Annotated in this window: 23 protein-coding genes and 1 tRNA gene; 5 read left to right on the top strand and 19 right to left on the bottom strand. The window is 64.0% G+C overall.

The genetic code is table 11. The features are described from left to right. Positions 1-113: 113 nt before the first annotated feature. Both OPU71_RS19650 and recJ read left to right on the top strand, forming a co-directional pair. On the top strand, positions 114-1,139 hold the full coding sequence (locus OPU71_RS19650) for a hypothetical protein (protein ID WP_267729766.1): 1,026 nt from the start codon (positions 114-116) through the stop codon (positions 1,137-1,139). Next, positions 1,136-2,827, top strand: a complete 1,692-nt coding sequence (gene recJ / locus OPU71_RS19645) for a single-stranded-DNA-specific exonuclease RecJ (protein ID WP_420712406.1) — start codon at positions 1,136-1,138, stop codon at positions 2,825-2,827. The genes OPU71_RS19650 and recJ overlap by 4 nt, the downstream gene beginning before the upstream one ends. 113 nt (positions 2,828-2,940) lie before the next feature. On the opposite strand, the gene OPU71_RS19640 is transcribed toward recJ, so the two are convergent. From OPU71_RS19640 to OPU71_RS19560, 15 genes are all read right to left on the bottom strand, one after another. Then, positions 2,941-3,246, bottom strand: a complete 306-nt coding sequence (locus OPU71_RS19640; protein WP_267729764.1) for an STAS domain-containing protein — start codon at positions 3,244-3,246, stop codon at positions 2,941-2,943. 52 nt (positions 3,247-3,298) lie between these two features. Then, on the bottom strand, positions 3,299-4,393 hold the full coding sequence (locus tag OPU71_RS19635; RefSeq protein ID WP_267729763.1) for a protein-glutamate methylesterase/protein-glutamine glutaminase: 1,095 nt from the start codon (positions 4,391-4,393) through the stop codon (positions 3,299-3,301). 12 nt (positions 4,394-4,405) lie between these two features. Then, the gene (gene cheD / locus OPU71_RS19630; RefSeq protein WP_267729762.1) at positions 4,406-5,038 is read right to left on the bottom strand and encodes a chemoreceptor glutamine deamidase CheD; all 633 of its coding nucleotides are present in this window, start codon (positions 5,036-5,038) and stop codon (positions 4,406-4,408) included. Continuing rightward, complete coding sequence (locus OPU71_RS19625) at positions 5,013-6,116, bottom strand: CheR family methyltransferase (protein WP_324256091.1); 1,104 nt, start codon at positions 6,114-6,116, stop codon at positions 5,013-5,015. Before OPU71_RS19625 ends, cheD begins: the two co-directional genes overlap by 26 nt. Positions 6,117-6,149: 33 nt before the next feature. Beyond that, positions 6,150-8,405, bottom strand: a complete 2,256-nt coding sequence (locus tag OPU71_RS21300; protein WP_324256090.1) for a methyl-accepting chemotaxis protein — start codon at positions 8,403-8,405, stop codon at positions 6,150-6,152. 49 nt (positions 8,406-8,454) lie between these two features. Further along, positions 8,455-11,202, bottom strand: coding sequence for a methyl-accepting chemotaxis protein (locus OPU71_RS21295; RefSeq protein ID WP_324256089.1), 2,748 nt, complete (start codon positions 11,200-11,202; stop codon positions 8,455-8,457). 47 nt (positions 11,203-11,249) lie between these two features. Then, positions 11,250-11,750: a chemotaxis protein CheW gene (locus OPU71_RS19600; protein WP_267729761.1), complete on the bottom strand. Its 501-nt coding sequence runs from the start codon at positions 11,748-11,750 to the stop codon at positions 11,250-11,252. An 18-nt stretch (positions 11,751-11,768) separates the two neighbouring features. Beyond that, complete coding sequence (locus OPU71_RS19595; protein WP_267729760.1) at positions 11,769-14,006, bottom strand: chemotaxis protein CheW; 2,238 nt, start codon at positions 14,004-14,006, stop codon at positions 11,769-11,771. A gap of 37 nt (positions 14,007-14,043) precedes the next feature. After that, positions 14,044-14,409 carry a response regulator gene (locus OPU71_RS19590; RefSeq protein WP_267729759.1) on the bottom strand — a complete coding sequence of 122 codons (366 nt, stop codon included), beginning with the start codon at positions 14,407-14,409 and terminating at the stop codon, positions 14,044-14,046. A gap of 18 nt (positions 14,410-14,427) precedes the next feature. Next, positions 14,428-15,591: a methyl-accepting chemotaxis protein gene (locus OPU71_RS21290; protein ID WP_324256088.1), complete on the bottom strand. Its 1,164-nt coding sequence runs from the start codon at positions 15,589-15,591 to the stop codon at positions 14,428-14,430. Between the two features lie 31 nt (positions 15,592-15,622). Further along, positions 15,623-16,573, bottom strand: a complete 951-nt coding sequence (gene motB, locus OPU71_RS19580) for a flagellar motor protein MotB (protein WP_267729758.1) — start codon at positions 16,571-16,573, stop codon at positions 15,623-15,625. A gap of 59 nt (positions 16,574-16,632) precedes the next feature. Then, a complete protein-coding gene (gene motA, locus OPU71_RS19575) occupies positions 16,633-17,487 on the bottom strand; it encodes a flagellar motor stator protein MotA (protein ID WP_267729757.1) in 855 nt (284 codons plus the stop codon). A gap of 189 nt (positions 17,488-17,676) precedes the next feature. Beyond that, positions 17,677-18,225, bottom strand: a complete 549-nt coding sequence (gene flhC, locus OPU71_RS19570; RefSeq protein ID WP_267729756.1) for a flagellar transcriptional regulator FlhC — start codon at positions 18,223-18,225, stop codon at positions 17,677-17,679. Positions 18,226-18,235: 10 nt separating this feature from the next. Beyond that, entirely contained in the window at positions 18,236-18,553 is a 318-nt protein-coding gene (gene flhD, locus OPU71_RS19565; RefSeq protein WP_267729755.1) for a flagellar transcriptional regulator FlhD, read from the bottom strand. Positions 18,554-18,728: 175 nt separating this feature from the next. After that, complete coding sequence (locus tag OPU71_RS19560; protein WP_267729754.1) at positions 18,729-20,729, bottom strand: diguanylate cyclase domain-containing protein; 2,001 nt, start codon at positions 20,727-20,729, stop codon at positions 18,729-18,731. Between the two features lie 155 nt (positions 20,730-20,884). On the opposite strand from OPU71_RS19560, the gene OPU71_RS19555 reads away from it, so the two are divergent. Next, positions 20,885-21,430 carry an NUDIX hydrolase gene (locus OPU71_RS19555; protein ID WP_267729753.1) on the top strand — a complete coding sequence of 182 codons (546 nt, stop codon included), beginning with the start codon at positions 20,885-20,887 and terminating at the stop codon, positions 21,428-21,430. Continuing rightward, positions 21,427-22,755: a hydroxysqualene dehydroxylase HpnE gene (gene hpnE / locus OPU71_RS19550; protein ID WP_267729752.1), complete on the top strand. Its 1,329-nt coding sequence runs from the start codon at positions 21,427-21,429 to the stop codon at positions 22,753-22,755. The genes OPU71_RS19555 and hpnE overlap by 4 nt, the downstream gene beginning before the upstream one ends. Positions 22,756-22,774: 19 nt before the next feature. Here the strand turns inward: hpnE and OPU71_RS19545 are convergent, their stop codons facing one another. Genes OPU71_RS19545 through OPU71_RS19535 form a run of 3 tightly spaced genes read right to left on the bottom strand, consistent with a single transcriptional unit; the run spans position 22,775 to position 24,761 of the window. Beyond that, complete coding sequence (locus OPU71_RS19545) at positions 22,775-23,116, bottom strand: YkgJ family cysteine cluster protein (protein WP_267729751.1); 342 nt, start codon at positions 23,114-23,116, stop codon at positions 22,775-22,777. Continuing rightward, the gene (gene trmB, locus OPU71_RS19540) at positions 23,116-23,799 is read right to left on the bottom strand and encodes a tRNA (guanine(46)-N(7))-methyltransferase TrmB (protein WP_420712405.1); all 684 of its coding nucleotides are present in this window, start codon (positions 23,797-23,799) and stop codon (positions 23,116-23,118) included. Before trmB ends, OPU71_RS19545 begins: the two co-directional genes overlap by 1 nt. Further along, positions 23,796-24,761 carry a tRNA dihydrouridine synthase gene (locus OPU71_RS19535; protein ID WP_267729749.1) on the bottom strand — a complete coding sequence of 322 codons (966 nt, stop codon included), beginning with the start codon at positions 24,759-24,761 and terminating at the stop codon, positions 23,796-23,798. Before OPU71_RS19535 ends, trmB begins: the two co-directional genes overlap by 4 nt. A gap of 100 nt (positions 24,762-24,861) precedes the next feature. Between OPU71_RS19535 and OPU71_RS19530 the strand changes: the two genes are divergently transcribed. Next, a complete protein-coding gene (locus OPU71_RS19530; RefSeq protein WP_267729748.1) occupies positions 24,862-26,208 on the top strand; it encodes a TAXI family TRAP transporter solute-binding subunit in 1,347 nt (448 codons plus the stop codon). A gap of 68 nt (positions 26,209-26,276) precedes the next feature. Here the strand turns inward: OPU71_RS19530 and OPU71_RS19525 are convergent. Further along, a tRNA-Asp gene (locus OPU71_RS19525) sits at positions 26,277-26,353 on the bottom strand.

Here is a 26,353-nt window from a genome sequence, read left to right as displayed (position 1 = left end):
AAGGGTTCTCTTGAAGCACCAAGCCCCCAAACCGGTCCGGTCGGGGGGCTCACTGCCGCGCATGTTACACTCCGCCGCCCGCAGCGCGGGAAGTCCTTGATCTGTCAGAGATTATGCACCCCAAGATCGTCCTGCCCGGACTCCGATGCGACACCCCGGATGCCCTCTCCGCCCTGCGTAGCGTTCAACTGCCCGCACTTGCCTTCCTGCTCGGCCATGCACGCATCCGGCCAGGCCAGGCGCAGGCTGGCACCGCCGCCTTCGCAGCCGCCTGCGGCACCGCGAACGCCGCGCCGGCCGTGCTGCGGCGGGCCGGCGAACCCGGCCTGCCGGATCTGCGCCCCGGCGAAATCTGGCTATGTGCCGACCCGGTCGGGCTTCACTTCGCGCGCGATCAGCTGATCCTGGCCGAGCCCGGCAGCCTGGCGATCAGCGCCGACGAGGCCGCCGCGCTGGCCCCGGCACTTGCCGAAGCGCTTCGCGACGCCGGGGAGTTCGTCCTGGCTGCCCCAGAACGTGGCTACCTCAAGCTTGCCGCGCCGAGCGAGGCCGAGTTCTCGGATCTGCTCGACGTGGCCGGCCGCCCGGTCGCGCTGTTCTTGCCGGAAGGCCCCGGCAGCCTGCGTTGGGGCCGCATCTTCAATGAGCTGCAGATCACGCTGCACGATCTGCCGCTCAATCGCCGCCGGGAAGCCGCCGGCAAGCGCCTGATCAACAGCCTCTGGTTCTGGGGCGAAGGGCAGTCGGACGTCACGCCCCTCATCACCGCTGCGCAGGTGTATAGCGACAACCCGGTCGGCTGCGGCCTGGCGCGCCTTGCCGGCAAACCCTGCGCCACCGTCGCGGACTTTGCCACGCCCGGCGCCACGCTCGATGCCCTGCTGCTGATTGACGCACTGGACACCCCGGCCCGCTTCCGCGACACCTCACGCTGGCTCGATGCCTTGATCACGCTTGAGGCTGCGGTCTTCGAGCCGCTTGCGCAGCGGATCCGGCGCGGCGAACTCAAGCGGGTGGACATCCACGCCCCCGGCGAACGCGACGGGATCGAGATTGCCGTTCGCGCGCAGAGCTGGGCCTTCTGGCGCAAGCCCCGATCGCCCGAATGCCTGTTGGCCCCGACAGAATCCGCACGCTGATGCAACTCACACAACGCCCCTGCCCGGCAAAATCGGTCAGCCGCCTCAACGACGCCGGCTTGCCGCCGCTGCTGGCCCGGCTTTACTCCGCACGCGGCGTAGAGCGCAAGGAAGAGCTGGACTACGCGCTGAGCGCACTGCTGCCGCCGGAGGGCCTGCGCGGCATTCAGGAAGCGGCGGTGCTGCTGGCCGACACGCTTGCAGCGCAGGCGCCGATGCTGATCGTGGCGGACTATGACTGCGATGGCGCGACCGCCTGCGCGGTAGGCATCCGTGCGCTGCGCGCCTTCGGCGGCACGGTGGACTACCTGGTGCCGAACCGCTTCAAGTTCGGCTACGGCCTCACCCCAGCGATCGTCGCACTCGCGGCCGAACGCAAGCCGGCCCTGCTGATCACGGTAGACAACGGCATCGCCAGCGTCGAGGGCGTCGCCGCCGCGCGCGCGGCCGGCATCACCACGCTGATCACCGATCACCACCTGCCCGGCGACACGCTGCCGGACGCCGATGTGATCGTGAACCCGAACCAGCCCGGCTGCAGTTTTGCCAGCAAGCACATCGCCGGCGTGGGCGTGATGTTCTACACCATGCTCGCGCTGCGGGCCGAACTACGCAAACGCGACTGGTTCGCCAGCCGCCCCGAGCCCAAGCTTGCCGACCTGCTCGATCTGGTTGCGCTGGGCACCGTGGCCGACGTCGTCAAGCTTGATCAGAACAATCGCATCCTGGTGCACCAAGGCCTCGCGCGGATGCGCGCCGGCAAGATGCAACCCGGCGTGCGGGCGCTGTTTGCCGCCGCCTCGCGCGATCCGATGAAGGCGAGCACCTTCGATCTGGGCTTTGGCCTCGGGCCACGGCTCAACGCCGCTGGCCGGCTGGCCGACATGTCGCTCGGCATCGAATGCCTGATCACCGACGAAGCGACGCGGGCGCTCAACCTGGCGCGAGAACTCGATCGCATGAATCAGGAACGCCGCAGCATCGAAGAAGACATGCAGGCCACCGCCGCGCTGATGCTCGAGTCTCTGGGCGACAACACGGCAAACGGCGTGGCGCTGTTCGACCCCGACTGGCACCAGGGTGTGGTCGGCATCGTCGCCGGCCGCGTCAAGGAACGCCTGCATCGCCCGGTGATTGCCTTCGCCCGCAGCGACAATGGCCAGATCAAGGGCTCCGGCCGGTCCGTTGCCGGGGTGCATCTGCGCGATGTGCTCGATCTGCTGAGCAAGCGCGTGCCGGACCTGATCCTCACCTTCGGCGGGCACTCGATGGCCGCGGGCGTGCTGATCCGCGAAGCGGACTTCGAACGCTTCGCCGCCGGTTTTGATGCGGCGGTGCAGGCACTGGCCGACGAGGGTGCGCTTAACCCGAGTCTGGAAACCGACGGCAGCCTCGCCGCGCATGAGATGTCGCTCGAAGCCGCGCAGTTGATCGAGCGGGAAATCTGGGGTCAGGGCTTCCCGGCCCCGTTGTTTGCAGACACCTTCGAGGTGGAATCGCAGCGCCTGCTCAAGGACGCCCACGTCAAGCTGACGCTCAAGCGTGGCAGCGAACGCTACGAGGCCATCCGCTTCCGCCACGCCGACCCGGCGCCCGACACCCTGCGCGCGGCCTTCAGGCTGGCGAGCAACGAGTACAAAGGCGTCGCCTCACTGCAGTTGCTGATCGAGCACTGGGAAGCGGCTTAGGGATGGTGAGTGGGGAGTCGTGAGTAGGGAGTAACGACCCTACTCCCCACTCCCCACTCCCCACTCCCCACTCCCTACTCCCTACTCCCTACTCCCTACGCCCTACGCCCCCCTCACGAAATCGAAAACATCTTCGAGAAGTTGGCAATATCCAGCACCTGCCGCACGCTGCCTTTCACGCCGGTCAGGGTGACCGGCTTGTTGGCCTGCTTGGCCTTGTCGCGCAACAGCAGCAGCATGCCCAGCGCCGAGCTGTCGAGGTAGCTCACTTCGCCCAGATCCACCTGCAAGGCCTTAGTCGCCGGAAGCCCCACCAGGCGATCGAGCGCTTCGCGGAATTCACGATGCGCGTTGAAGTCGAAACGGCCCGACAGCTTCATCACGCCAGTGCCGTCATTGGTGCTGATATTGGTGTCCATGTTCTGCTCCTTGTCGATACAGGTTTGATCGCAGGTGAAGGGTGAGCGGGCGCTAGCCAGCGCGGCGCCCGGTTTGGCGCAGCCGCGTCACCACGCGCAGCGCCACGTCATTGAGGGTGCTCACTTCGTCGATGGCGCCAATCTGGGCGGCCTCGCGCGGCATGCCGTAGACCACGCAGCTTTCCTGGTCCTGGCCGATGTTCCAGCAGCCAGCCTTTTTCATGGCGAGCATGCCTTGCGCGCCATCCTTGCCCATGCCGGTGAGAATGACGCCGACGCCGTTTGCGCCCACATGCTTTGCGGCGGAATGGAACAGCACGTCAACCGATGGCCGATGCCGGTTGACGGGATCCGCCTTCGACAGCTCGCACACGTAGAGCCCGCCGCTGCGCTTGACGAGCAGATGCGAGTGCCCGGGCGCAAGGTAGGCGGTGCCCGGCATCACCTTCTCGCCATCCTCGGCTTCCTTCACGCGGATCTTGCAGAGGCCGTCGAGCCGCTTGGCGAATGAACCGGTGAACATTTCGGGCATGTGCTGCACGATCAGGATGCCGGGCATCTGCTCGGGGAAGCGGCAGAGCACCTCCTTGATCGCCTCGGTGCCACCAGTTGAGGCACCGATCAGCACCAGGCGCTCACGCAGCGTCGAAGCGTCGATGGCCGGGCCGTTGCCGGCGGTTCCGCCCACGGTGCTGGTGCCGCTCGGCGGCGCGCCGGCCGCCGGCGCGAATTTCGAGGGCGAACGCAAGCGCGCCTGGTAAGCGGCGCGGATCTTGTCGCAAATCTCTTCGGCATAAGGGCGCATGCCTTGGGCGCCGCTGAGCTTGGGCTTGGTCACGAAATCCACCGCACCCAACTCGAGCGCACGGAAGGTGATATCCGAGCCGCGCTCGGTCAGGGTTGAAATCATGATCACCGGCGTCGGGCGCAGCCGCATCAGCTTGTCGAGAAACTCCAGCCCGTCCATCTTGGGCATTTCGATATCCAGTGTGACCACGTCGGGGTTGAGCTGCTTGATCAGCTCTCGCGCGACGATCGGGTCGGTTGCGGTGCCCACCACTTCAAGGTCGTCAGCCTGGTTGATGATCTCGGACAGCACCGAGCGCATCACCGCCGAGTCGTCCACCACGAGTACGCGAATTGCCATGGTCGCCTCGCCTTAGTCGAACAGTTCCACGTCGCCGCTGGTGCGCGGCGCCTGGGTGAGGCGCTCGCGATAGGCGCGCTCACGGTCGATAAGTGTTTCGTTACGAAGATCAACGAGCTTCTTCACCATTACCCGCCCACTGACCGGAAAGAAATAGACCTTGCGTGGATAGACATCGAGCAGATCCTGCGCAACGACGGGTATGCGTTCGAGCTTGAGGTAGTCGAGCACGAAGGCGGCATTGCGATCGCCCACGTTCGATGCCGTCAGCGCCGCCATCACCCGGCCGCCGCCAAATACCTTGGCCTCCAGGCTTGAACGCCGCGCCCCCATGCCCAGCAGCCGGTTGATCAGCAGTTCCATCGCGAACGCGCCGTATCGCGCCGATTCCGACACCAGCCCGCGCTCCCCCCCATCGGGCAGCATGAAGTGGTTGAGCCCGCCGATCCGCTTATCGCGATCGCGGATGCAAGCCGCCACGCAAGAGCCCAGCACCGTCACGATCGCCATGTCGCGTGTGGTGGCGTAGAACTCACCCGGCAACACCTTGACCGCGTCGCAATCAAAGTTGCGGTCGAAGTAGGTGTTGTCCGCAACGTGCGCACTGAGCGGATCGTAATCAGGCGCGGTGGTCGGCGCGGGCATACACCGTTCTCCCGAGGGAGCGGAACAGATCGGCCGCATGCATGAAGTTTTCCGAATGGCCGGCGTACATCAACCCCTCTGGCCGCAGCAGAGGCACGAATCGCTTGAGAATCGTGTACTGCGTCGGCTTGTCGAAATAGATCATCACGTTGCGGCAGAAAATCGCATCAAAGGGCCCCTGCACCGGCCACGCGGGTTCAAGCAGATTGAGCCGGCGGAACGACAACAGGCGCTGCAATTCGGGCCGCACGCGCACCTTGCCGGCGTGTTCGCCGGTGCCCTTGAGGAAGAACTTCTGCAGGCGATCGCGCTGCAGGCGTTCGACCCGATCCATCCCATACACACCCTGCTCGCCATGCTTCAGGACATTCGTGTCCAGATCGGTGGCGATGATCTGCACCGGCGGCGTCATCGAGTTGTACGCCTCGCAGGCAGTGATCGCCAGCGAGTAAGGCTCTTCACCGGTTGAGGCTGCGCAGCACCAGATCTTGACGGTGCGCTTCGGGTCGAAGCCGCGCAGCACGGTGGCGAGCGAATCGAAGTGGTGCGCCTCGCGGAAGAACGATGTCAGGTTGGTGGTGAGCGCGTTGACGAACTCTTCCCATTCCTTGGCATCGTTGCTGCGCTCCAGCGCATCAAGGTAGTCCGAGAACCGGTTCTCGCCGCGCGCGCGCAAACGCCGGGCAAGACGGCTGTAGACCATGTCCTGCTTGATCGGCGAAAGCGCAATGCCGGCGTGCTTGTAGATCAGCGCCCTGACGCGCTCGAAGTCGGCGGACGTGAACGCGAACTCACGCCCGCTTGAATCGACCTTGCCGAGGACTTCATTGATCCGTGCGCGCGCAGCGGCGCCAGCAACAGCCGTCGGCGCGGGGCTACGCAGGGGCGCCGTGGTGCGCGGTGCGGCCGGCGCTGGCACGCTGGGCCTGAGCGGCGCCGCCGCAGGGCGCGGTGCCGGTGTGCCGGCTCGCAGGGGCGGCAAGGGCGCAAGCGGCTTGCGCGTGCTCGCCTCAAGCGGGCTGCGCGGTGGCAACAACGGCGCGCGTGGTGGAAACTTGGATTCAGGCTTGTCGCTCATTGATCTGTGCTCTCTGTGCTCAGCCACCCCAACTCACCGACGCCCGCGCTGCGTGGCGTGCAGCGGGGCGGCGGTAAGGCGGAAGGTCGACACGGCCGCTGCCAGCGTATGCGCCTGATCTTCAAGGCTCTCTGCCGCGGCCGCCGCCTGCTCAACCAGTGCTGCGTTCTGCTGTGTCACTTCATCCATCTGCGAAACCGCCGCCGTCACCTGATCAATGCCTTCGGCCTGCTCGCGGCTCGACCCTGCGATCTCGTTGACCAGTTGGGTGAGCTGGCGGAAGTTGGTGACCATCTCTTCGATGGTGTCGCCCGCTTCCCGCACCTGCTGCACGCCACCGCGCACCTTCAGTTCGCTCTCGCCGATGAGGCCTTTGATTTCCTTGGCCGCCTGCGCACTGCGATGCGCCAGGTTGCGCACCTCCGAGGCCACGACGGCAAAGCCCCGCCCCTGCTCACCCGCCCGCGCCGCCTCAACCGCCGCGTTGAGCGCAAGGATGTTGGTCTGGAACGCGATCGAGTCGATCACGCCAATGATGTCGGCAATCTTCGCTGCACTCTTCTGGATGGCATCCATGGTGTCGACCACCTGACGCACCATTTCGCCGCCCCGCTGTGTCACACCGTCGGACTGGCGGGCGAGCGCGCTGGCATCAGCCGCCGTCTGGGCGTTGTTGCGCACCGTGGCGTTGAGCTCTTCCATGCTCGCCGCGGTCTGCTCAAGGCTCGATGCCTGTTCTTCGGTGCGTGATGAAAGATCGGCGTTGCCGGCGGCAATTTCCTTCGAGGCGGTGTTCACCGCTTCGGTGGCCTGCTGGATCGTGCCCATCAAGTCGCGCAGTCGCGCCACGGTGGTGTTGGCATCGTCACGCAGCTGGCCGAACACGCCGCGGTAATCGCCTTCCATGCTGCGGGTCAGGTCACCCTGCGCAATTGCCTGCAGGATCGATCCGATCGCCGCCAGGCCACCCGAGGTGACCTCGACCACCCGGTTGAGGTTTTCCGACAATTGCAGCGTGAAGCCGCTCTTGCCGGCCAGATCGATCCGGTGATCAAAGTTGCCATTCGCAACCCCTTCAACCATGCACGCGACCTCACCTTCAATCGCCAGCTCATCGGTGCGGTCGAGCCACTCCACCGCGGTGCCCAGGCGCGCGCCCTGCGGATTCACGACCGGATTGACCGTCAGCGTGAAGGTACGGGCGCCAATCTTCACCGTGGCGCGGTGGGTGCCGCGCAGGTTGGCGAGCAGGTTCTGCTGATGCGAGGGGTTCTTGTGGAACATGTCGATCGACGCGCCGATCAGCTTGCCCACGTCGAAACTGCCGAAGGTTTGCCGCATATCGTCGATCGCCTCGTTGAAGGTGCGCTCGAGCGACTTGTTCATGTAAATGATGTGGTTGTCACGGTCGGCAATCATCACGTTGGTGGCAACGTTATCCAGGCCGGTCTTGATGCGCAGGCTCTCTTCGATGACCCGGTTGATTTCGGCGATATCAAAGCCGTGGCGAATCAGCATCGACTCCACACCCTGCACCAGGCGGCCGATTTCGTCATCGCGCGAAACGCGCAGCCGATCCTTCAGGTTGCCTTGCGCCACGCGCTCCACGGTTTGCACCGCTTCGGCGAGACGAACCTGCAACTGCTGCGAAACCGAACGGGCCAGCAGGCCCAGCACCAGCCCCGCACCCACCAGTGCAGCCAGGCTCTCATGCCCCAAGGCGCCGCCACCGGCCCGCCATACGGCACACACGGCCAGCACCATTGCCACTGCACACGCCAACCAGACCTTGGTCACCAGAGAGACATCGGCCCACTGCGCCAGCCAGGTCGCTACCCCGCTTCCAACGACCTCGCCGTTGCGCACCGAGGCCGTCGCACGTTTGGCGCGTACCTGCGCGTAAAAGGCGTCTGCGGCCTGGATCTGCTCGCGAACGGCCTTGCGCCGCACCGACATGTATCCGGTGATTTGCTCGCCTTCACGAATCGGTGTGGCGTGCGCCTCAACCCAGTAGAAGTCGCCATTCTTGCAGCGGTTCTTGACCAGCCCGATCCACGGCCGGCCTGCTTTGAGGGTGGTCCAAAGGTCTTCGAAGGCCTCCGGCGGCATGTCGGGGTGACGCACCAGGTTGTGCGGCTGGCCCATCAGCTCTGCCTCGGAAAAGCCGCTGATCTCGATGAAGTCGCGGTTGACGTAGGTGATGCGACCCTTGGTATCGGTCTTGGACACGATCATCGTGTCGGCACGCAGTTCGACCTCTCGATCGGTCACGGGTGCATTGATACGCATGGCGGCTTGTCTCCCCGGTTGCCGTTAGTGCTGTCGCGCGCAGGCGCGATCAGAATTCCTGCCAGTCCGCGTCGCTCGGCGCGGGCTTCTTGCGCGACCTGGCCGGTGTAGCCGACGCGGCAGACACCGCGCGCGGCGCCGGCGAACGCACAAGTGCCGCCGCCACCGCGTGATGCGGCGGAGCCTGATCGAGCCTGAAAGCCGCCACCGAAGCGGCGAGCGAGCGCGCCTGCTCTTCCAGGCTCTCGGCTGCCGCAGCCGCCTGCTCCACCAGCGCCGCGTTCTGCTGCGTCACATCATCCATCTGCCCCACCGCCGCAGCCACCTGCTCAATACCTGCTGACTGTTCGCGGCTGGCCTGCGAGATGTCTGTCACCAGGCGCGCAAGCTCTTCAAAGTTGGCCACCATGGTGTTGATCGTCGCGCCCGCGTCGCGCACTTCGCGGGCACCCTCGCCCACTTTGTCTACGCTGTCGGCGATCAGGCCCTTGATTTCTTTGGCTGCCTGGGCGCTGCGTTGCGCAAGGTTGCGCACCTCGGAGGCCACCACCGCAAAGCCGCGGCCCTGCTCGCCCGCGCGGGCAGCCTCAACCGCCGCGTTGAGGGCAAGAATGTTGGTCTGGAAGGCGATTGAATCGATCACGCCGATGATGTCGGCAATCTTGGTGGCGCTGCCCTGGATCGCGTCCATCGTGCTCACCACCTTGCGCACCTGCGCGCCGCCTTCCTGCGCCACCGCATTGGACTGCGAGGCCAGACGGTTGGCCTGGGCGGCGTTCTCGGCGTTCTGGCGCACGGTGGTGTTCAGTTCCTCCATGCTCGATGCCGTTTCTTCAAGGCTGGAAGCCTGCTCTTCAGTACGCCCGGACAAATCAGCGTTACCGGCGGCAATTTCCTGCGCGGCGGTGTTCACCGCATCGCTGGCCGCTCGAATCTGGCTCAGAACATCGTTCAGACGATCGACGGTGAGGTTGGTGTCATCCTTCAGGCGGCCGAACATCCCCTGGTATTCGTTCTCGATGCGCACGGTCAGATCGCCCTGGGCGATGGCGTTGAGCACACTGGCAACGTCTTCCAGGCCAGAGGCCACCACGCCGAGAAGCTGGTTCATTGCGTCGGCAAGCTGGCGGAAGAATCCATGCTTGTCGGCGACCGTCAAACGCCTGGAAAAATCACCCGCAAGCGCGGCGGCAAGCAGCTCGTTGAGTTCCTCCTCTGCCCTGACCTCACCGGTGCGATCGAGCCATTCAACCACCGTACCCAGGCGCTGGCCGCTGGCATCCATGATGGGGCTCGCCGTCAGGCGGAAGCTCAAGGGCCCCACCTTGATCTGGCTAACGTAGGTGGCGCGCAGGCTGCCAAGCAGATTGCGCTGGTGCGAAGGATTGCGGTGGAACTCGTCGAAGTTGCGCCCCACGATGTCGTTGGCGCGGAACTGCGGCAAGACTTTGCGCAGTTCGTTCTCGACGCCGGTGAGCATGCTGGTGACCGACTCGTTGCAGTAGATGATCTTGCCGTCGGTGTCGGCAAGCATCACATTGGTCGAGGTTTTGTCGAGCGCGTTGCGGATGCGCAGATTCTCGGCCGACACGAGTTGTTCTCGCTCAATGCGTTGACGCAGTTGGGTGCGCATGGTGTTGAGCGTTGCTGCGATTTCACCGAACTCGTCGCGACTTTGCACATCGACATCGCTGGAGAGATCGGCTTGCGAGATGCGTTGCGCCCCCTGCTGAATCGCTGCGATGGCCGCGAGCATGCCGCTGCGGAATCCAAGGAAAAGATACAGGGCAAGCGCCACCGCAAGGCCGAATACCGCAAAGACGGCCTCACGCTCGTGGCCCAGGCGCGTGGCGCGCTGATCAATCCTCTCGTCAAAAGCTTTGGCTGAAGCCACGAGCAGGGCATTGCCCGCTTTGAGCGCGGCGCTCGACAGCACGCGAGTCTGGTCCGGCGTTGTGGCGATCTTGTCGGCCTCAAGCAGGCTACGGATCAGTTGCTTGAGCTCTTTGGTCTTCGCCGACAAGACCTCGAACTCCGGCGCGAGTTGGGCCTTGAGCTGCCCCGATACATCAGAGGCATAGACTTTTTCGAGTGCCGTATTTACCGCAACAAGGTACTCATCAATCTGCGAGAGCATGATCTCGATGTCCACACGATCCGCCACGCTGACCTGCTTGGCATCGATCGCCAGCACCACACGCCCCCGGATTCGACCGATCGTCTGCACCAGGCCCAGACCACTGTCGCTGAAAATGGCACCCAGGTAATAGGTTTCCACCTCGGGGTCCAGCGTCGCCTTGGTGCTGTCGGCGACCAGACCGACCAGATCCGCCGTTTTCTGCATTAGATCCGAATGCATCTCGCTGCTCTCGGCTGCCGACACAGACACCGCGCGTGCTTGCAACGTCGCCCACTCCGACTTGATCTTTGTCCAGGGATCGAGCAAACCGAAGCGCTGGCCCGCTTCGGCCATGGCCTCATCCTGCAGCTTGATAGCAGCCTGCACCCGATCGGCAGCCTCTTTCATCTTCGCTTTTGCCGCGTCGTCGCCGGCGATCACCTGTCGCGCTTCGCCGCGATGGACGCGCACGGCTTCGATGATCTCTTGCAGCGGCAAGTAGAAGTGCGCGGTGTAGTGCTCATGCTCGGCGAAGTCGAGTTCGGCGGCGATGCGCTTGTTCAACTGCCAGGCCATGAAACTGAGCGCTAGCACGACCACCACGCCAATCACGGCGAACTTGCGCGACACCGCCAAACGGTTCATGAAGGCCAGCGCGGGTTTTAGGATTGCTTGCATCAGGTCTCTCCGGTGCGATATCTGGAATGGACGTGATTCGGTCGGATTCAGAGAATCGCCTCATCGACGAGCGCCATCTCGTTGGCGCTCATCAGGCGTTGAATGTCGAGCAGGATCAGCATGCGTTCGGCAATCGATGCCAGGCCCAGGATGTACTCGGTGCCAATGGCCGATGCGAATTCCGGCGCGGGGCGAATCTGCTCGGGCGCGAGCGTCAGCACATCCGAGACGCCATCGACCACCACCCCCACCACGCGCGCCCCCACGTTGAGGATGATCACCACCGTGAAGGGCGTGAACTCGGCCGAACCCGCCTTGAACTTCACGCGCAAATCCACGATCGGGACGATGATGCCGCGCAGGTTGATTACACCCTTGATGAACTCCGGCGCCCCGGCAATGCGTGTGACGGCATCGTAGCCCCGGATCTCCTGCACCTTGAGGATGTCGATTGCGTACTCTTCGCCGCCCAGCGTGAAGGTGAGGAATTCGCCGGCGATCACCCGCCCTTCCTGCGCCACCGCCAGTTGCATGTTGCCTTCGACCATGCTTGCCTCCGCTTGCTTTCAGTCCGCCGGATGGCCGGCACGCCGGGCCATGCTCACGAGCTGTTGTGGATCCAGGATCAGGGCGACATGGCCGTCACCCATGATGGTGGCGCCGGAAATCCCGGCCACCCGTCGATAGTTCGCTTCAAGGCTCTTGATCACCACCTGGTGCTGCCCGATCAAGCTGTCTACGAAGGCAGCGGCCTTGGTGCCATCGGATTCGAGGATCACCATGATTCCGCTCTCGAAACCACGGCGCTCGCCCGGCGTATCGAAGGCCTCGTGCAGATCAATGATCGGCAGGTACTCGCCGCGCACGTCGAGCAGGCGCTCAACGCCCGACACGGCCTTGAGCATCGCGGGCGTGGGTTGCAAGGACTCGACCACGTAATCGAGCGGGATGATGTAGGTCTCACCGGCGATATCGACCGACATGCCATCGAGAATGGCCAGCGTCAGCGGCAGGCGCACCGTTACCCGGGTGCCAACACCCAGCATTGAATCGAGTTCGATCCGGCCGCCCAGCGAGCTGATGTTGCGCTTGACCACGTCCATGCCAACGCCACGGCCGGACACATCGGTGACCTGATCCGCGGTGGAGAAACCCGGCTCGAAGATCAGTTGCCAGACATCCTGATCCGCCATGTTGTCGGACACCGGCAGGCCGCGCTCACGCGCTTTGGCGAGGATGCGGTTGCGGTTGAGGCCACCGCCGTCGTCGGCCACTTCAATCACGATGTTGCCGCTCTGGTGATAGGCGCGCAGATTGATGCGGCCGCCTTCGCTCTTGCCTGCCTCGCGGCGCCGCTCAGGCGACTCGATGCCATGATCGAGGCTGTTGCGGATAAGGTGGGTGAGCGGGTCTGAGATCAGTTCCACCAGCCCCTTGTCGAGTTCGGTGTGCTCGCCGCTGGTGACCAGTTCCACCTTCTTGCCCAGCTTGCTGGAAAGATCGCGCACCACGCGGGGGAAGCGGTTGAATACGGTGGAGATCGGCAGCATGCGAATCGACATCACCGATTCCTGCAGATCGCGCGTGTTGCGCTCAAGCAATGCAATACCGTTGTGCAGGCGTTCGAACAGCACCGGGTCCAGCGCGCCAGCGGCCTGGCTGATCATGGCCTGGGTGATGACCAGTTCGCCTACCAGGTTGATCATCTGGTCAACCCGTTCGATATTCACCCGGATCGAGCCCGAATCACCCTTGCCGGACTGGCGCGCCGCCGGCTCGCGGGTGGCCGCCGGGTTGCTGGTGGCAAGCGTTGCAAGTGCTGCGGCCTCGGGCTCGACGCGCACGGCGGTCTGCGCCGCCGTCAGCAATTCACTCACCGGGCGTTCCGGCATCGGCTCGAAGAAGCCATACGAGCCATCCGCGGCCGACCCGTTCTCGGGTGCGGCCGGCGGGGTGATCGGCTCGAAGAACCCGTAAGCCTCATCGGCCGGTTCGCTCGCTGCCGGCACCGCCGCGTCGGGCAGCGGGTCAAAGAATCCATAGGCACTCTCTTCGCTCGCCGGCGCGCCCGGCGCGGCATCGAAGAAGCCATAGCTTTCAACGCTGCTGACCTGGCTGGCCGCAGCGCCGGAAAGTTGCTCGATCGTCACCGAGGCACTGTCGGCGACAAAATCGAGCACCGAGCGCAAGGTTTCCGGGTCAACATCGCTGGCCAGTTTCACCCGCCACTCGCGCTCGCCATCCTGCGGGGCGCGGGCTTCGAGCACATCGCCCAGCTCACGCAGCTCGCCAAGCAGGTTTTCAACCCCTTGCTCTGCCCGAGCATCGCCAGCACTCACCGCAAACCCGAGCTGGTAGACACGCGCGCGCCGCGAATCGCCATGCGCGGTGAGCTCCGCGCCGCCAGCTCGCGGTGCATTGTCGGCAAGCCCGGCAAGGCGCACGCGGATGGCGTCGGCCGCCGTGTGATCCGGGTCGCCATGCCCCTGGTGGGCATCAATCAGGTTGCGCAACACGTCGCCCGCCGCCAGGCAGGCATCGACCATCTCTTCAGTCAGCGCGATGGCGTTGTTTCGCACCAGATCGAGCAGCGTCTCCATCACATGGGTGAGCTCTGCCAGGTCGGTGAAACCGAAGGTGGATGAAGAGCCCTTGATCGAATGCGCCGCCCGGAAGATGGCGTGCAGATCCTCACTCACCGGGTGCAGCACATCCACCCCGAGCAGCAATGCTTCCATGCTCTCAAGGTGCTCTCTCGACTCTTCGAAGAACACCTCGTGGAACTGGCTCATGTCGAAGGACATGTCCGCTCTCCTGCCTGAAGGCGCCGGCCGCGGCTTTTCAGCCGATCACTTTCTTGACCACTTCGATCAGCTTTTGCGGATCGAAGGGTTTGACCAGCCAGCCGGTTGCGCCGGCCGCCCGCCCTTGCTGCTTCATCGTGTCTGAGGACTCGGTGGTCAGCATCAGGATCGGCACCGCGCGGTACTGCGGCAGCGCGCGCAGTTGTTTGATCAGGCTCAAGCCATCCATGCGCGGCATGTTCTGATCGGTCAGGATCAGGGCCACCTGCCGGCCCTTGGCCTTGTCCAGGCCGTCCATGCCGTCGACGGCTTCCAGCACGTCGTAACCGGCACTCTTGAGGGTGAAGGACACCATCTGGCGGATCGACGCCGAGTCATCCACCGTGAGCACAGTCTTCGCCATGTTTTTTCCTCGATCTCTTTAGAACAACTCGATATCGCCTACCGCGATGCGAGCCTGATTGACGGAGTGCACATCCTTGATTGCAGGCATGGCGGCAATCTGCGACTGCACCACGTGAAGCGCACGATCGCGTTCGGCCGGCAGCGTCGCCGCAGCCAGGGCGTCAAGCCCTTGGCTGAGCCTGGCCAGGGCATCCACCCGTTCGACAACATGGCCGATGAGCTGCGACACCATGTCCTGGAACTGCATGGCGGTAATCGCCTGGCCGACCTCGGCATCCATCGCGCTTGAATGCGCGGTGAGCTGCGCCACACCGTGCTCACGCTGCTGGTTCAGGCGTTCGACCTCGGCAAGCACGTTCTCCACCTCAACCTTCGAACTGAGCGCAAAGGTCATGTCCTGCGAGGCCATCTGCGAGATCGCCGACTCGGTCTGCCGTACGCCATCGCGCATCGACTGCATCAGCCCGCCAATCTGTTGCGAGAAGGCACTGGTGCGCGCAGAAAGGTCGCGCACCTCATCTGCCACCACGGCAAAACCCCGGCCCGCTTCACCTGCCCGCGCCGCTTCGATTGCGGCATTGAGTGCGAGCAGATTCGTCTGCTTGGCGATGGCACCGATCTCGCCAAGAATCTGCTCAACATCGGTTGCACGCTTGGAAATCGTGTCGGTCAGCTCAACCAGTTCCATCGCGATGCGGCTGTTCTCGATCACGCTATCGACAATGCGTTGCATCACCGAAGAGGTATTGGTGACGAAGCGGTCGAAACTGTCGGCCTGGTTCTCGCTGCCGGTTCCTTGACTGGTGATCTGCAAGGCGATTTCCTGCTGTGCGCGGGTGTGGGTGTGCATGCCGGTAAAGCTGTCGCTGAGCTTGACGATGGCATCCTGGAACAGCGACCTGACACGGTCGATTTCGCCCCGCACTGCGTCGAGTTGCGCGCTGCTGCTGGCACTGGCCGCACGCAGCCCCTCCGGCAGTGCATCGACCCCCTGCCCGGGTTCTAGTTGCGGCGCGGGCAGCGGGTCCGGCTTGCCGGAGAACATGAGTGCCCCCCCCCAGCCAATCGCCACAACCGGCACTGCCACCAAGGCAGACAGCGCCAGCCACCACGCCAGCGCGCAGACCACCACGCTCCAGGCGATGCCCACCCCAATCGATGCGGCTTGCGATAGTTTCATGACGCTCCTTCCCGACTCACGATCGAAGGATTCATTGCGGAGCGGGCTGCATGATGCCGCCCACTTCTTGTTGAATTTGCTGGGCACTCGGGGCGGCATTGCTTACATCCAGCGTGCGGCCCGCGTTGACAAGACTCTCCTCGGTTCGCTTGTTCAGCACGACGATGCTGATGCGGCGGTTGATCGCGTCGTAGGGATCGTCCGCCTTGAGCGGAATCGTTGCAGCGAGCCCGACAACCCGCGCGATGCGTTCTTCAGGCAGGCCGCCCATGACCATTTCGCGCCGGCACGCGTTGGCGCGATCGGCAGATAGTTCCCAGTTGCCGAATCCTCGATCGGCCGCGTAGGGCGTGGCATCGGTATGGCCGGACACGCTGATCCGGTTGCCCACATCGTTGAGCGTCTGGGCAATCGCCTGCAGGATCTCGCGGGTGTAGGGCTTGAGTGCGGCGCCGCCGCTGTCGAACATCGGCCGGTTCTTCTCGTCCACGATCTGGATGCGAAGCCCCTCTGACGTGATATCGAGCAGCAATTGCTTGGCAAACGGGCGCAGCAATGGCGAGGCCTCGATAATGGCTTCGAGCTTCTGCTTCATCTCTTCAAAGCGCACCCGTTCAAGCGCCTCGTTGTCGGCCGCCACGATCTTGGGCTGGCGCATGCGCTTCTTGGGTTCATCGTAGTCGGCGTTGGCGACTTGCCCGACCGACTTGGTCAAGTCGTTACCGCCACCGGGGATCACCGAGGTGGCGTCGCCCGTGCCGCGCCCGCCCTGCATCGACATCTTCAGCGGCGCCTGGAAGTAGTCGGAAATCCCTTTCAGATCGCCCTCGGTCGTAGACCCGAGCAGCCACATGAGCAGGAAGAAGGCCATCATTGCCGTGACGAAGTCGGCATAGGCGATCTTCCACGCACCACCGTGCGCGCCGCCGCCGCCCTTCTTGATCCGCTTGACGACAATGGGTTGTTGGGTTGCTTCGGCCATTTATGCTTGAGCGTTCTGGGTTAGGGCCAGGAATTGGTGATCAGCTGCGCAAATCCGCATCATTTCTTGCGGTTCTTGACTTCTTCTTCGAGCTCCTTGAAGGAGGGCCGATCGCCCGAGTAGAGGACCTTGCGGCCAAACTCGATCGCCACCTGCGGCGCGTAGCCGTTCATGCTCGCAAGCAGCACGACCTTCATGCACTGGTAGATCTTGCCGCCCTCTTCCATCTTCTGTTCAAGCTGGCCAGCGAGCGGCCCCACAAAGCCGTAGGAAAGCAAAATCCCGAGGAAGGTGCCGACCAACGCACCGCCAATCATCTTGCCGAGCACGGCGGGGGGCTGCCCCACCGAACCCATCACGTTCACCACCCCCATCACCGCGACGACGATACCGAAGGCCGGAACGCCGTCGGCCATCTTGGTCACCGCGTGCACCGGGACATGCGCCTCCTGATGGTGGGTTTCGATTTCCATGTCCATCAGGTTTTCGATCTCGAACGCGTTGAGGTTGCCGCCCACCATCATGCGCAGGTAGTCGGTGAGGAACTCCATCGCATGGTGGTCGCTCGACACGCTCGGGTACTTGGAGAAGATCGGGCTTGCATCGGGGTTCTCGACGTCGTTCTCGATCGACATCAGGCCTTCCTTGCGCACCTTGGCAAGAATTTCGTAGAGCATCGACAACAGGTCGATGTACATCGCCTTGTTGTAGGGCGAGCCCTTGAACACCGTGGGTACGGCCGCCCCAACCGCCTTGATGGTCTTCATGCCGTTGCCGGCCACCAGGCCGCCGACCATCAAACCGAAAATGGCAACGTATTCGGTAGGCACCCACAAGGCGGCCAGGGAACCGTGGATCGCATACGTCCCCACGGAGGCCGCCAGAATGATGACGTAACCAACTATCAGCAACATTGCCGTCTGCCCTTCCCACAGATGTGCGCGGAGTTCATCGCCCGACTAGCTCAGTAACGGCGCCGCCAAGCGAAACTTGAGCACCCGCACTGCAGCGCGGCTGACAGCGCGGGCCCGCATCAAACGGCCAAAAAAAACCGTCGGCACTTGCGCGCCGACGGTTTAGCTCCTTGCAGGGCAAGGAGGAGGTCAGACAGCAAGTCTGGCTTCGGCTTGGGCGGCTGCACGGCGGGTCTTGCCCGCGCGCGAGGGTACGTTGCACAGACCGCAGACGTAGTCATGCGTCGGGTCGTAGGCGTGCGCAACATAGCGGCCGCCACATCGGGTACATGCGGCAAGCTGGAGCATATGGGCGTCGAAGAAACGGATCAGCGTCCAGGCGCGGGTGAGGCTGAGTACCCGTTCCAGGTCGTGCTCTTCACAGTGGTTGATGTAGAGCCGATAGGCCGCAAGGATCAGGCCCAGGCCGCGCATGCCGCCGTGGTCCTGAAGGAAGGTGTGAAAGCTCATGAACAGCGACGCATGGATATTCTGTTGCCAGGTCATGAACCAGTCGGTCGAGAACGGCAGCATGCCCTTGGGCGGCGATTCGCCGCGCACTTCCTTGTAGAGCCGCAGCAGGCGTTCGCGCGAAAGCGAGGTCTCCGCTTCAAGCATCTGCATACGGGCGCCCATGCGAATCATCTCGATTGCGCTCTGGGTATCGACGGCGTCTTGCACAACGCTGCGGGTTGCCATGGAGCGATCCTCAGGCGAGGTTTTCGACGGGACGACTGGCCGCCAGAATGGCCGCATGAATGCTGGCCACAGCGGGTTCGCGTTCGTGATTCGAGAGCAGCTCAAGCAGCAGGCGCTCATCGAAGCGAACCTGGCACAGCACCATGCCGGAACCGGACATGCGAAGGATCTGCGCGGGAGAAAGCGACTCGATCACGTCTGCAGCATCTTCGCCCACCCCAAGGCGGAACATGCCGGACTGCCGATCCTCCAGCAAGAGCCGCTGGGCCAGCATCAGGTAGGACAAATTCAGCTCGCGGATCTCTTCCGCCATGTTTGCCGTGCGCATTGTGACCTCCTCAGTCCGTTGCCTTTTTGGCAACTTATCGTGTGGAAGCAACAGTACCAACGCGCTCAAGAAACTTGAGTCAGGCAGAGTCGGATAATCGTGTCAGCAATAGTCTGCGGCAAGGTGTAGGAAAACCGCCTACACGCCACAAGGACTGCACGATTTGTTTTTGTAATCAGTGCGTTAGAAGACTATCAGCCCCCGCTCCGGCCCCTGATTGCGCAACGCAGGCCGAAAAATTTTGCACCCCGTTTGTTCCCGCAAGTGCAGATTCCGCCCGCTTGAGGAGATCCTCAGCGTTGGCCACGTCTGCACCGCGCAGGGCTATCCCGATACTGATCGATACACGCAGTTGCAGCCTGCCCGCACGAACCAGAACGGTGGAAACAAGGGCACGGATCCGTTCGGCCACCAATCGCGCGGCCTCGGAGTCAGTCTCGGGGCACAGCACGAAGAACTCGTCGCCACCGGCGCGCGCTACCACATCATTGCGCCGCAGGCTTTCCTTGATCCCCTTCGAAACCTGCATCAAGGCCGCATCGCCCACATCAAGCCCGTAGGTCTGATTGAGCTGGCGGAATCCGTCTACGTCGATGACAAGGCAAGCGAGCGGGCGATTCATGCGAACAGCCTGCGCCCACTCCTGTTCAAGGCGCTCAAGAAAGTAACGACGATTCGGGAACCCCGTCAGCGAATCCGTGAGTGTGCCTTCCTGCAGTTTGCGGTTCGACACTGCAAGCTCAGCAGCGAACTGGCGGATTTCCTCGCGATCCTGCTCTACTTCCTGATGCAGACGCACGACACGTTGGCCCGCGCGCATCCGCGCCAACAACACGCGGGGATTGATCGGCTTGGTAATGAAGTCATCAACACCGCTCTCGAAGGCCTCGACCAGGCGCTGTTCGTTTTCATGGCTGGTCAGCACCAGCACGTAGATGCTGCGCCCCACCCGCGTCTGGCGCAGCCGTTGGACCAACGACAGGCCACATCCATCGGGCATCGACCAGTCGATGATCATCAACTGCGGTTGCATCACCAGCGCAGCCTCGGCGGCCAGCTCCACCGAATCCACTTCCTGCACCTCATGCCCGGCCTCATCGAGCACCGAGCGGATCACACTGCGTGATGCCGCGTCGGCATCCGCCACCAGCACACGCAGGTAACCCGCGCGGGCCGGCACGGGCGGCACAGCCACAGACGCCCGCTCGGCAGCCATTGTCGGCGCGGGCTGATTCGCCATCACTGGTGCGGTGGCGGTGTGGCCGGCGAAGGAAAAAACTTCACGGTTTGGCACCCGCAAGAGCACAGACCATTCGGCCCAATCCCGTATCACGCGTTCGCAAGTTTCATGCAGCAACGCCGTGCTGTAATCAAGGCGCCCCCCCATGTCATCGAAAACCTGCAACGCGGCCGGCGCCGCTTCGGCATCCACCTCGCACACCCGGGAGAGTTGCGCCGCCAGCGCCAGCACGGCACTCAAACGCGCGGTCCGCGCATCCGCAGGCATTGCCGAAGCATCTACCGGATCGTGGTGCAAAACCGCGTCGGCAAAGACCCCCGGCACGCCCCAATCGGTCAGCATCAAGCCGGTGAGCGCATGGCGATCAAGTCCAAACGCCTGCTGCTCAAGCGAGCCAAGTTTCGCCAGATCGCCCGCGCTAGCTGCCAGCACGTCGCTGTACTGCTGCGGATAAACCGTCGCGAGGGCCAACTCCCCTACGCGCGACAAAAGCCCAAGGCAGAACGCCTCATCCGGGGGCGCGCAGCGGACATGCTTGGAAAATGCCTGCAAGGCCACCGCCCGCAGCAACGACGAAGACCAGTAAGCGTCGTAATCAAAGCCAAGGCACGGGCCTGCCCGGTAGTGGCCCAACAGCGAGAAGCCGAGCGCGAGGGTACGGACAGCGGGCAAGCCCATCACCATCAGCGCATCCTGCACCGATGCAACCGGACGCCTGCCATAGCCGAGCAAACCGTTGGCGGCCTTGATCATGCGGCCCGAGAAGGCCGGATCTGCCTTGATGATGCGTGCCAGCTCGGCGGTGGAGACATCGTCCCCGCGCGTTGCCCGCATGATCTCCAGTGCCACGCCCTTGGGCGATGGCAGATCTCCCGTAGCCTTGAGCGCGTCAAGCCGGGATAGATCGGAACGAGAACCTTGTTCGCTACCTGTCATCAAGAAGTTCTCATCGCTGCAGTCGACGAACTATCGGCAGGCCAGTCAGGAACTTTAGGATTCGTTTGCAGGTCCCCGCCCGCCCCCTGAATCGCTGGCAGCGGTGCTGGTTTAGAATCGGGCTCGATCGCGCCTTCCGAAGAATCCAGCCAGCCATGAATTTCTGCTCTCAATGCGGTGCCCCGGTGTCGTTCCGGATACCGTCCGGTGACTCGCTGCCGCGCCATGTGTGTGACCACTGCAGCACGATCCACTACAGCAATCCCAAACTCGTCGTTGGCGCCATCCCGGAATGGGAAGACAAGATCCTGCTCTGCCGCCGAGCGATCGAGCCACGCCATGGCAAATGGACGCTGCCTTCGGGCTTCATGGAAAACCACGAAACAACCGCCGAGGGCGCCGCCCGCGAAACCGCCGAGGAAGCCTGCGCGCGCATCGAAGTGGGCGAGATGTACTCGCTGATCAACGTGGCGCACATCAGCCAGGTCCACATCCTTTACCGCGCCCGGCTGCTCGACCTCGACTTTCGTCCCGGCGAAGAGTCGCTTGAAACACGGCTCTTCAGCGAAGCGGAGATCCCCTGGGACGAGCTCGCCTTCCGCTCGATCGCCCTGTCACTGCGGCTTTACTTTGAAGACCGCCGCGCCGGCCAATACCGCTTTCATGTGGCGGATATTCCGGCTCCGGTGCACCCGGCATGAGCCCACATGTTGCGGTGATCGGTGGGGGTTGGGCGGGGCTTGCGTGCGCGGTGGAACTGGCGCGCGCCAACGTCCAGGTTACGGTGTTCGAGAGCGCCGGCACGTTGGGTGGCCGCGCACGCGCCATTGAAAAAGACGGGTGGCGGGTCGACAACGGCCAGCACATCCTGATTGGCGCCTACACCGAAACCCTGCGCATGCTGCGGCTGCTGGGCGTGAGCCCCAAGCGCCTCTACACCAGGCCCTTCTTTGTGCACATCCCCGGCGTGCTGGACTTGCAGGCGGCCGAGTTGCCCGCCCCCTTCCATCTTGCCGTCGGCCTGCTCCGCGCCAAGGGCCTGAACTGGGCAGACCGTCGTGCGGCGCTGCGTCTGCTGCGCACCCTCAAGCGCACGAAGTTCCGCCTTGCGCAAGACATCACGGTACGCAAACTGCTGACGCAGACCCGCCAAACCGCAAAACTGTGCGAACTGCTGTGGGAGCCGCTCTGCGTTGCGGCGCTCAACACGCCTGCCGAACGCGCATCCGCCCAGGTCTTCGCCAACGTGCTGCGCGACAGCGTTGCAGCCAGCGCAAGCGCATCAGAAGTCCTGATCCCGCGGACCGACCTCACCGAACTGCTGCCGGTACCGGCGGTGCTCTACCTTTCGCGCAAGGGCCAGTCGGTTCACACGATGACGCGGATACGCAATGTGACGCGCGACGAGCACGGCTTCCGCCTTGAGGGCGACCCGTTTGACGCGGCCTACACCCACGTCGTCCTGGCCACCGGCCCCTGGCAGGTCGCCGATATCACCGCTTCGTTTTCCGAGATGGAACGCCTGCGCAGTCAGCTCAGCGACATGCGCCACGAAGCCATCACGACCGCCTACCTTGCCTACGATCCGCCGCTGACCCTGCCAAAACCGATGATTGGTCTCACCGACGGCTTGCTGCAGTGGGTGTTTGATCGCGGCCAACTCGGCGGCCCCGCCGGGCTGCTCGCCGGTGTCGTCAGCGCCGCCAGCACGAACCTGAGCCGCGAAGAGATCGCACTCCGCGCGCACCAGGAGATCGAAAAGCGCTTCGCCACCGACAGCAAACATCTGCCGGCGCCAAAGTGGGCGCAGGTGATCACCGAAAAGCGCGCCACCTTCGCCTGTGAGCCCGGCGCCTTCCGGCCAATCACCGTAACGCCGGTCAAGAACCTGTACCTGGCGGGCGACTACGTGGCGTCGGACTATCCAGCCACGCTCGAATCGGCAGTGCGCTCCGGCCTGACCGCCGCACGCACGATCTTCCGCGCCATCGGCGTTGCCACCCCGAACCTGTTCAGCATCGACTAAGGTTCACGCGCGCAACGACTCAGCGCAAGACCACCGGGTCGGGCAAAGCCGGCAGGCCATGCCGCGCGCGCGCCTGATTGCAGGCGACATTGCTGATGCCGAACACGCCATGCGGCGCGAACTCGCGGCACGGCCCGGGGCGGAACTCGTAAATGCCGCAGCGCACCGACTCGCCAATCCGCCCGACCAGCGCGACACAGCGCGGCGGCGATCGATCGGTGCCGCGAATCCGGCAGGTCGACATCGTCTCGTCGTCCGCCAGGGCCTCCGGCACCGTGCCGCCAGCCTGATCATCACGTTCAGACACATGAAAGCTGACGCGAAACGCCGCGCAGCAAGCGCCGCAGCTCTGGCAGGGCATCACGCCGGCCCGGTGCCCGGGTGGGCACGCAAGTCAGTGCAGTAGCGCCAGAGGCGCTGGCCGGAATCGCGATACTTGCGCTCAAACGGCGTCAGGGGCGTGGGCGCCTGATACTCGGTAACGCCATCGGTGTGGCCGGTCAGGCGGTTCATCGCAAGCGCGAACTCGTCGGCATAGATACGCCAGTTCGTGCGCAGCTCAAGTTCGCCCCCGAGCAGCGGAATGACAGGGAATACCGCGTGGCCATGCCATCGACGTGACAGATGACCGATCTTGGGCCATGGGTTCGGATAGAGCAGGTAATGGCGCGCCAGCCGCACGCCGTGCAGATGCAACAAACGCCAGAAATCGACCAGATCGGCCCGCACGAAGCGTACGTTCGGCGCTTGCTCGCCGGGCTTGCCGCGCTCGATCCGGTCGGACGACTGATCCACCCCGATCACGAAATGGTCCGGGTACTCACGCGCCAGCGTCAGCGTGCTCCACCCCACGCCGCAACCGGCATCCAGAACGATCGGCATCGAGGCATCGTGATCCGCCATGACTTTCGCGAAGGCTTCGCGAGCAACATCCGGAATCGGCCGCTCGAACCCGCTGGCCAGATGCCGCTCGAGCAGGCGCTCAAGCTTGTCATGCACGGTGTCCTGGCGGCTCGAAATGCCGCGCGAATTACCGTACATCAGGCCGCCTCCGCGAGGGGCACACCATGGCATCGCAGCATGGCTTCGAAACGCAGAGGGTCCCGCTCCGCCCTCACCTGCGCAAGCATCTGCGTGGCCTGGGGGTAGTTTCTCTCCAGCAGCAGCAACCATTGCTTGACCCGACCCGGGCAGTGCCGCGGCTCAAGCTTGGTCAGCACTCGCTGCCAATACACCGCAATCATCCCCAGCAGTTCGGTCCAGCAGGCCTCGCTGGAGGGCGGCGCATCGCCGCGGATTCGCCGCGCCAGAAACGGATCAGCCACCGCGCCGCGCCCGATCATGACATCGCCCCGCCCACTTTCGCTGCGGCAACGCTGCCAGTCTTCGGGCTTCCATACCTCGCCGTTGGCCACCACCGGCACCTTCACCTGCTCGGCAACCCGCGCGATCTCACCCCAGTGCGCGGGCGGGCGATAGCCGTCCAGCTTGGTCCGGCCGTGGATGACGAGCTCTTCCGCCCCGCCATCGGCGAGCGCCTGGGCGCATTCAACCGCGCGCGTGGCATCACGCACGCCAAGCCGCATCTTGGCTGTGAAAGGGATGCCCTTCGGCACCGCGCGCCGCACGGCGGCGGCAATCTCGAACAGCAACTCCGGCTCGTCGAGCAAGGCAGCGCCACCGCGATGGCGATTGACGGTCGGTGCCGGACAGCCGAAATTCAGGTCGATCCCGGCCGGCGCAAGCCCCGCAAGCCGCGCCGCATTCTCTGCCATGCATGCCGGTTCCGATCCAAGCAATTGCACGCGAACTGGCGTACCGGCCTTAGTGCGCGAGCCATTCTCAAGCTCTGGACTGACCCGCGTGTAAGCCCGCACCGGCAGCAAGCTGCCCGAGATGCGGATGAACTCCGTCACGCAATGATCGTAGCCACCCGCGCGCGTCAATGCGTCGCGCATCACGTCATCGACAAGGCCTTCCATCGGGGCGAGCAGCAGTCGTGGCATGCAGGGCTTCAGTCGTAAGTCATTGAGGGGACGCGCATTCTACCGGAGCCCGAGCACATCGACTGGACAGGGCTGGCCGCGCAACCTTAGGCTCTCGGGCATGAAACACCTTCAGCATCTGCACGGCCTGCGCCGCGTGGCACTCTGGCTGGCCATCGGCATGCTTGCCCTGCTTGCCGGGGTGCTCGTGGTACTTCACTTCTTCGCCCCGATGCCGCCCCGCACCCTCACCATGAGCACCGGCACGCCCGGCGGCGCCTACGCCTACTACGGTGAGCGCTATCGCGAAATTCTTGCGCGCCAGGGCGTCAAGCTGATCCTCCAGCCATCGAGCGGCACCATCGAAAACCTGCGCCGGCTCAAGGGCGTAGATGGCCAGGCCGACGTGAGCTTCCTTCAGGGCGGCATCGTGCAGGAGCCCGAGTCGGACGACCTCTACACGCTGGGCGCGGTCTACTACGAACCGGTGTGGATCTTCATCCGCGACGACATCGTCGCCGAGCGGATCTCCGATCTACGCGGCAAGCGGATCGCAATCGGCGCCCAGGGTGGTGGCGCCCAATTGCTTGCACTCGAGATTGCGAACGCCAATGGTTTTGCCACCAACGACCCGTCGCTGATTCCAATCGGCGGCGACGAAGCCATACACGCACTCGAACGCAAGCAAATCGACGCCCTGGTCACCGTGAACGGCGCGCACGCCCCGATCGTCCAGCAACTGCTCCGCATGCCCGGGATTCGGCCACTCGGGTTCACGCAGGCCGATGCCTACACGCGCCTGATGCCGCACCTGACGCGCCTGGTACTGCCGCGCGGCGCCATCGATCTGGTCAACGACAAGCCGGCGGCCGATCTGGCGCTCGTTGCGCCTACAGCGAACCTGGTCGTGCGCAAGGACCTGCACCCCGCACTCGTGGCCTTGCTGATGCAGGCGGCGAGCGAAATCCACCGGAAGCCCGGCCTGTTCGAGAAAGGTAATGAATTTCCCGCCGCGCGGGATCACGAACTTCCGCCCAGCCCCGAGGCAACCCGCTTCTACCGCTCAGGCCCACCCCTGCTGCAGCGCATTCTGCCGTTTGGCGCCGCAGTACTCGTTGATCGCCTGATGTGGACACTGCTGCCGCTGCTTGCGGTGTTGATCCCGGCGTTCCGGATCCTGCCCGCGCTGCACCGCTGGCACATGCGCTCGCGGATCTACCGCTGGTATGGTGAGCTGAAGTTCCTCGAAGAAGCGGTGCGCCGGGGCGATGCGTCTCAGGCCAATGAATGGCGGAGCCAGCTGGAATCAGTCGAGGAACGCGCGCTGCGATGCAAGGTGCCGCTCGCCTATGCCAACGAGCTCTACATCCTCCGCGAACACATCGCACTGGTTCGCGACATCATCGCAAGCCGTGCCCACCCGGCAACGCATGAAGCAGGCGCCACTACACCGCAAGTTCAAGACTGAGAATTCAAGCGGAAAGCGTTGCGTAGAAAACAAAAAGGGCCGACCTTTCGGTCGACCCTTCGTGTTGGTGGCGGAGTGGACGGGACTCGAACCCGCGACCCCCGGCGTGACAGGCCGGTATTCTAACCGACTGAACTACCACTCC

The organism is Niveibacterium sp. 24ML (genome assembly GCF_026586805.1).
GTDB lineage: Bacteria > Pseudomonadota > Gammaproteobacteria > Burkholderiales > Rhodocyclaceae > Niveibacterium.
The sequence above is the reverse complement of the archived record's forward strand: the minus strand, read 5'-3'. Positions and strand labels throughout refer to the sequence as shown.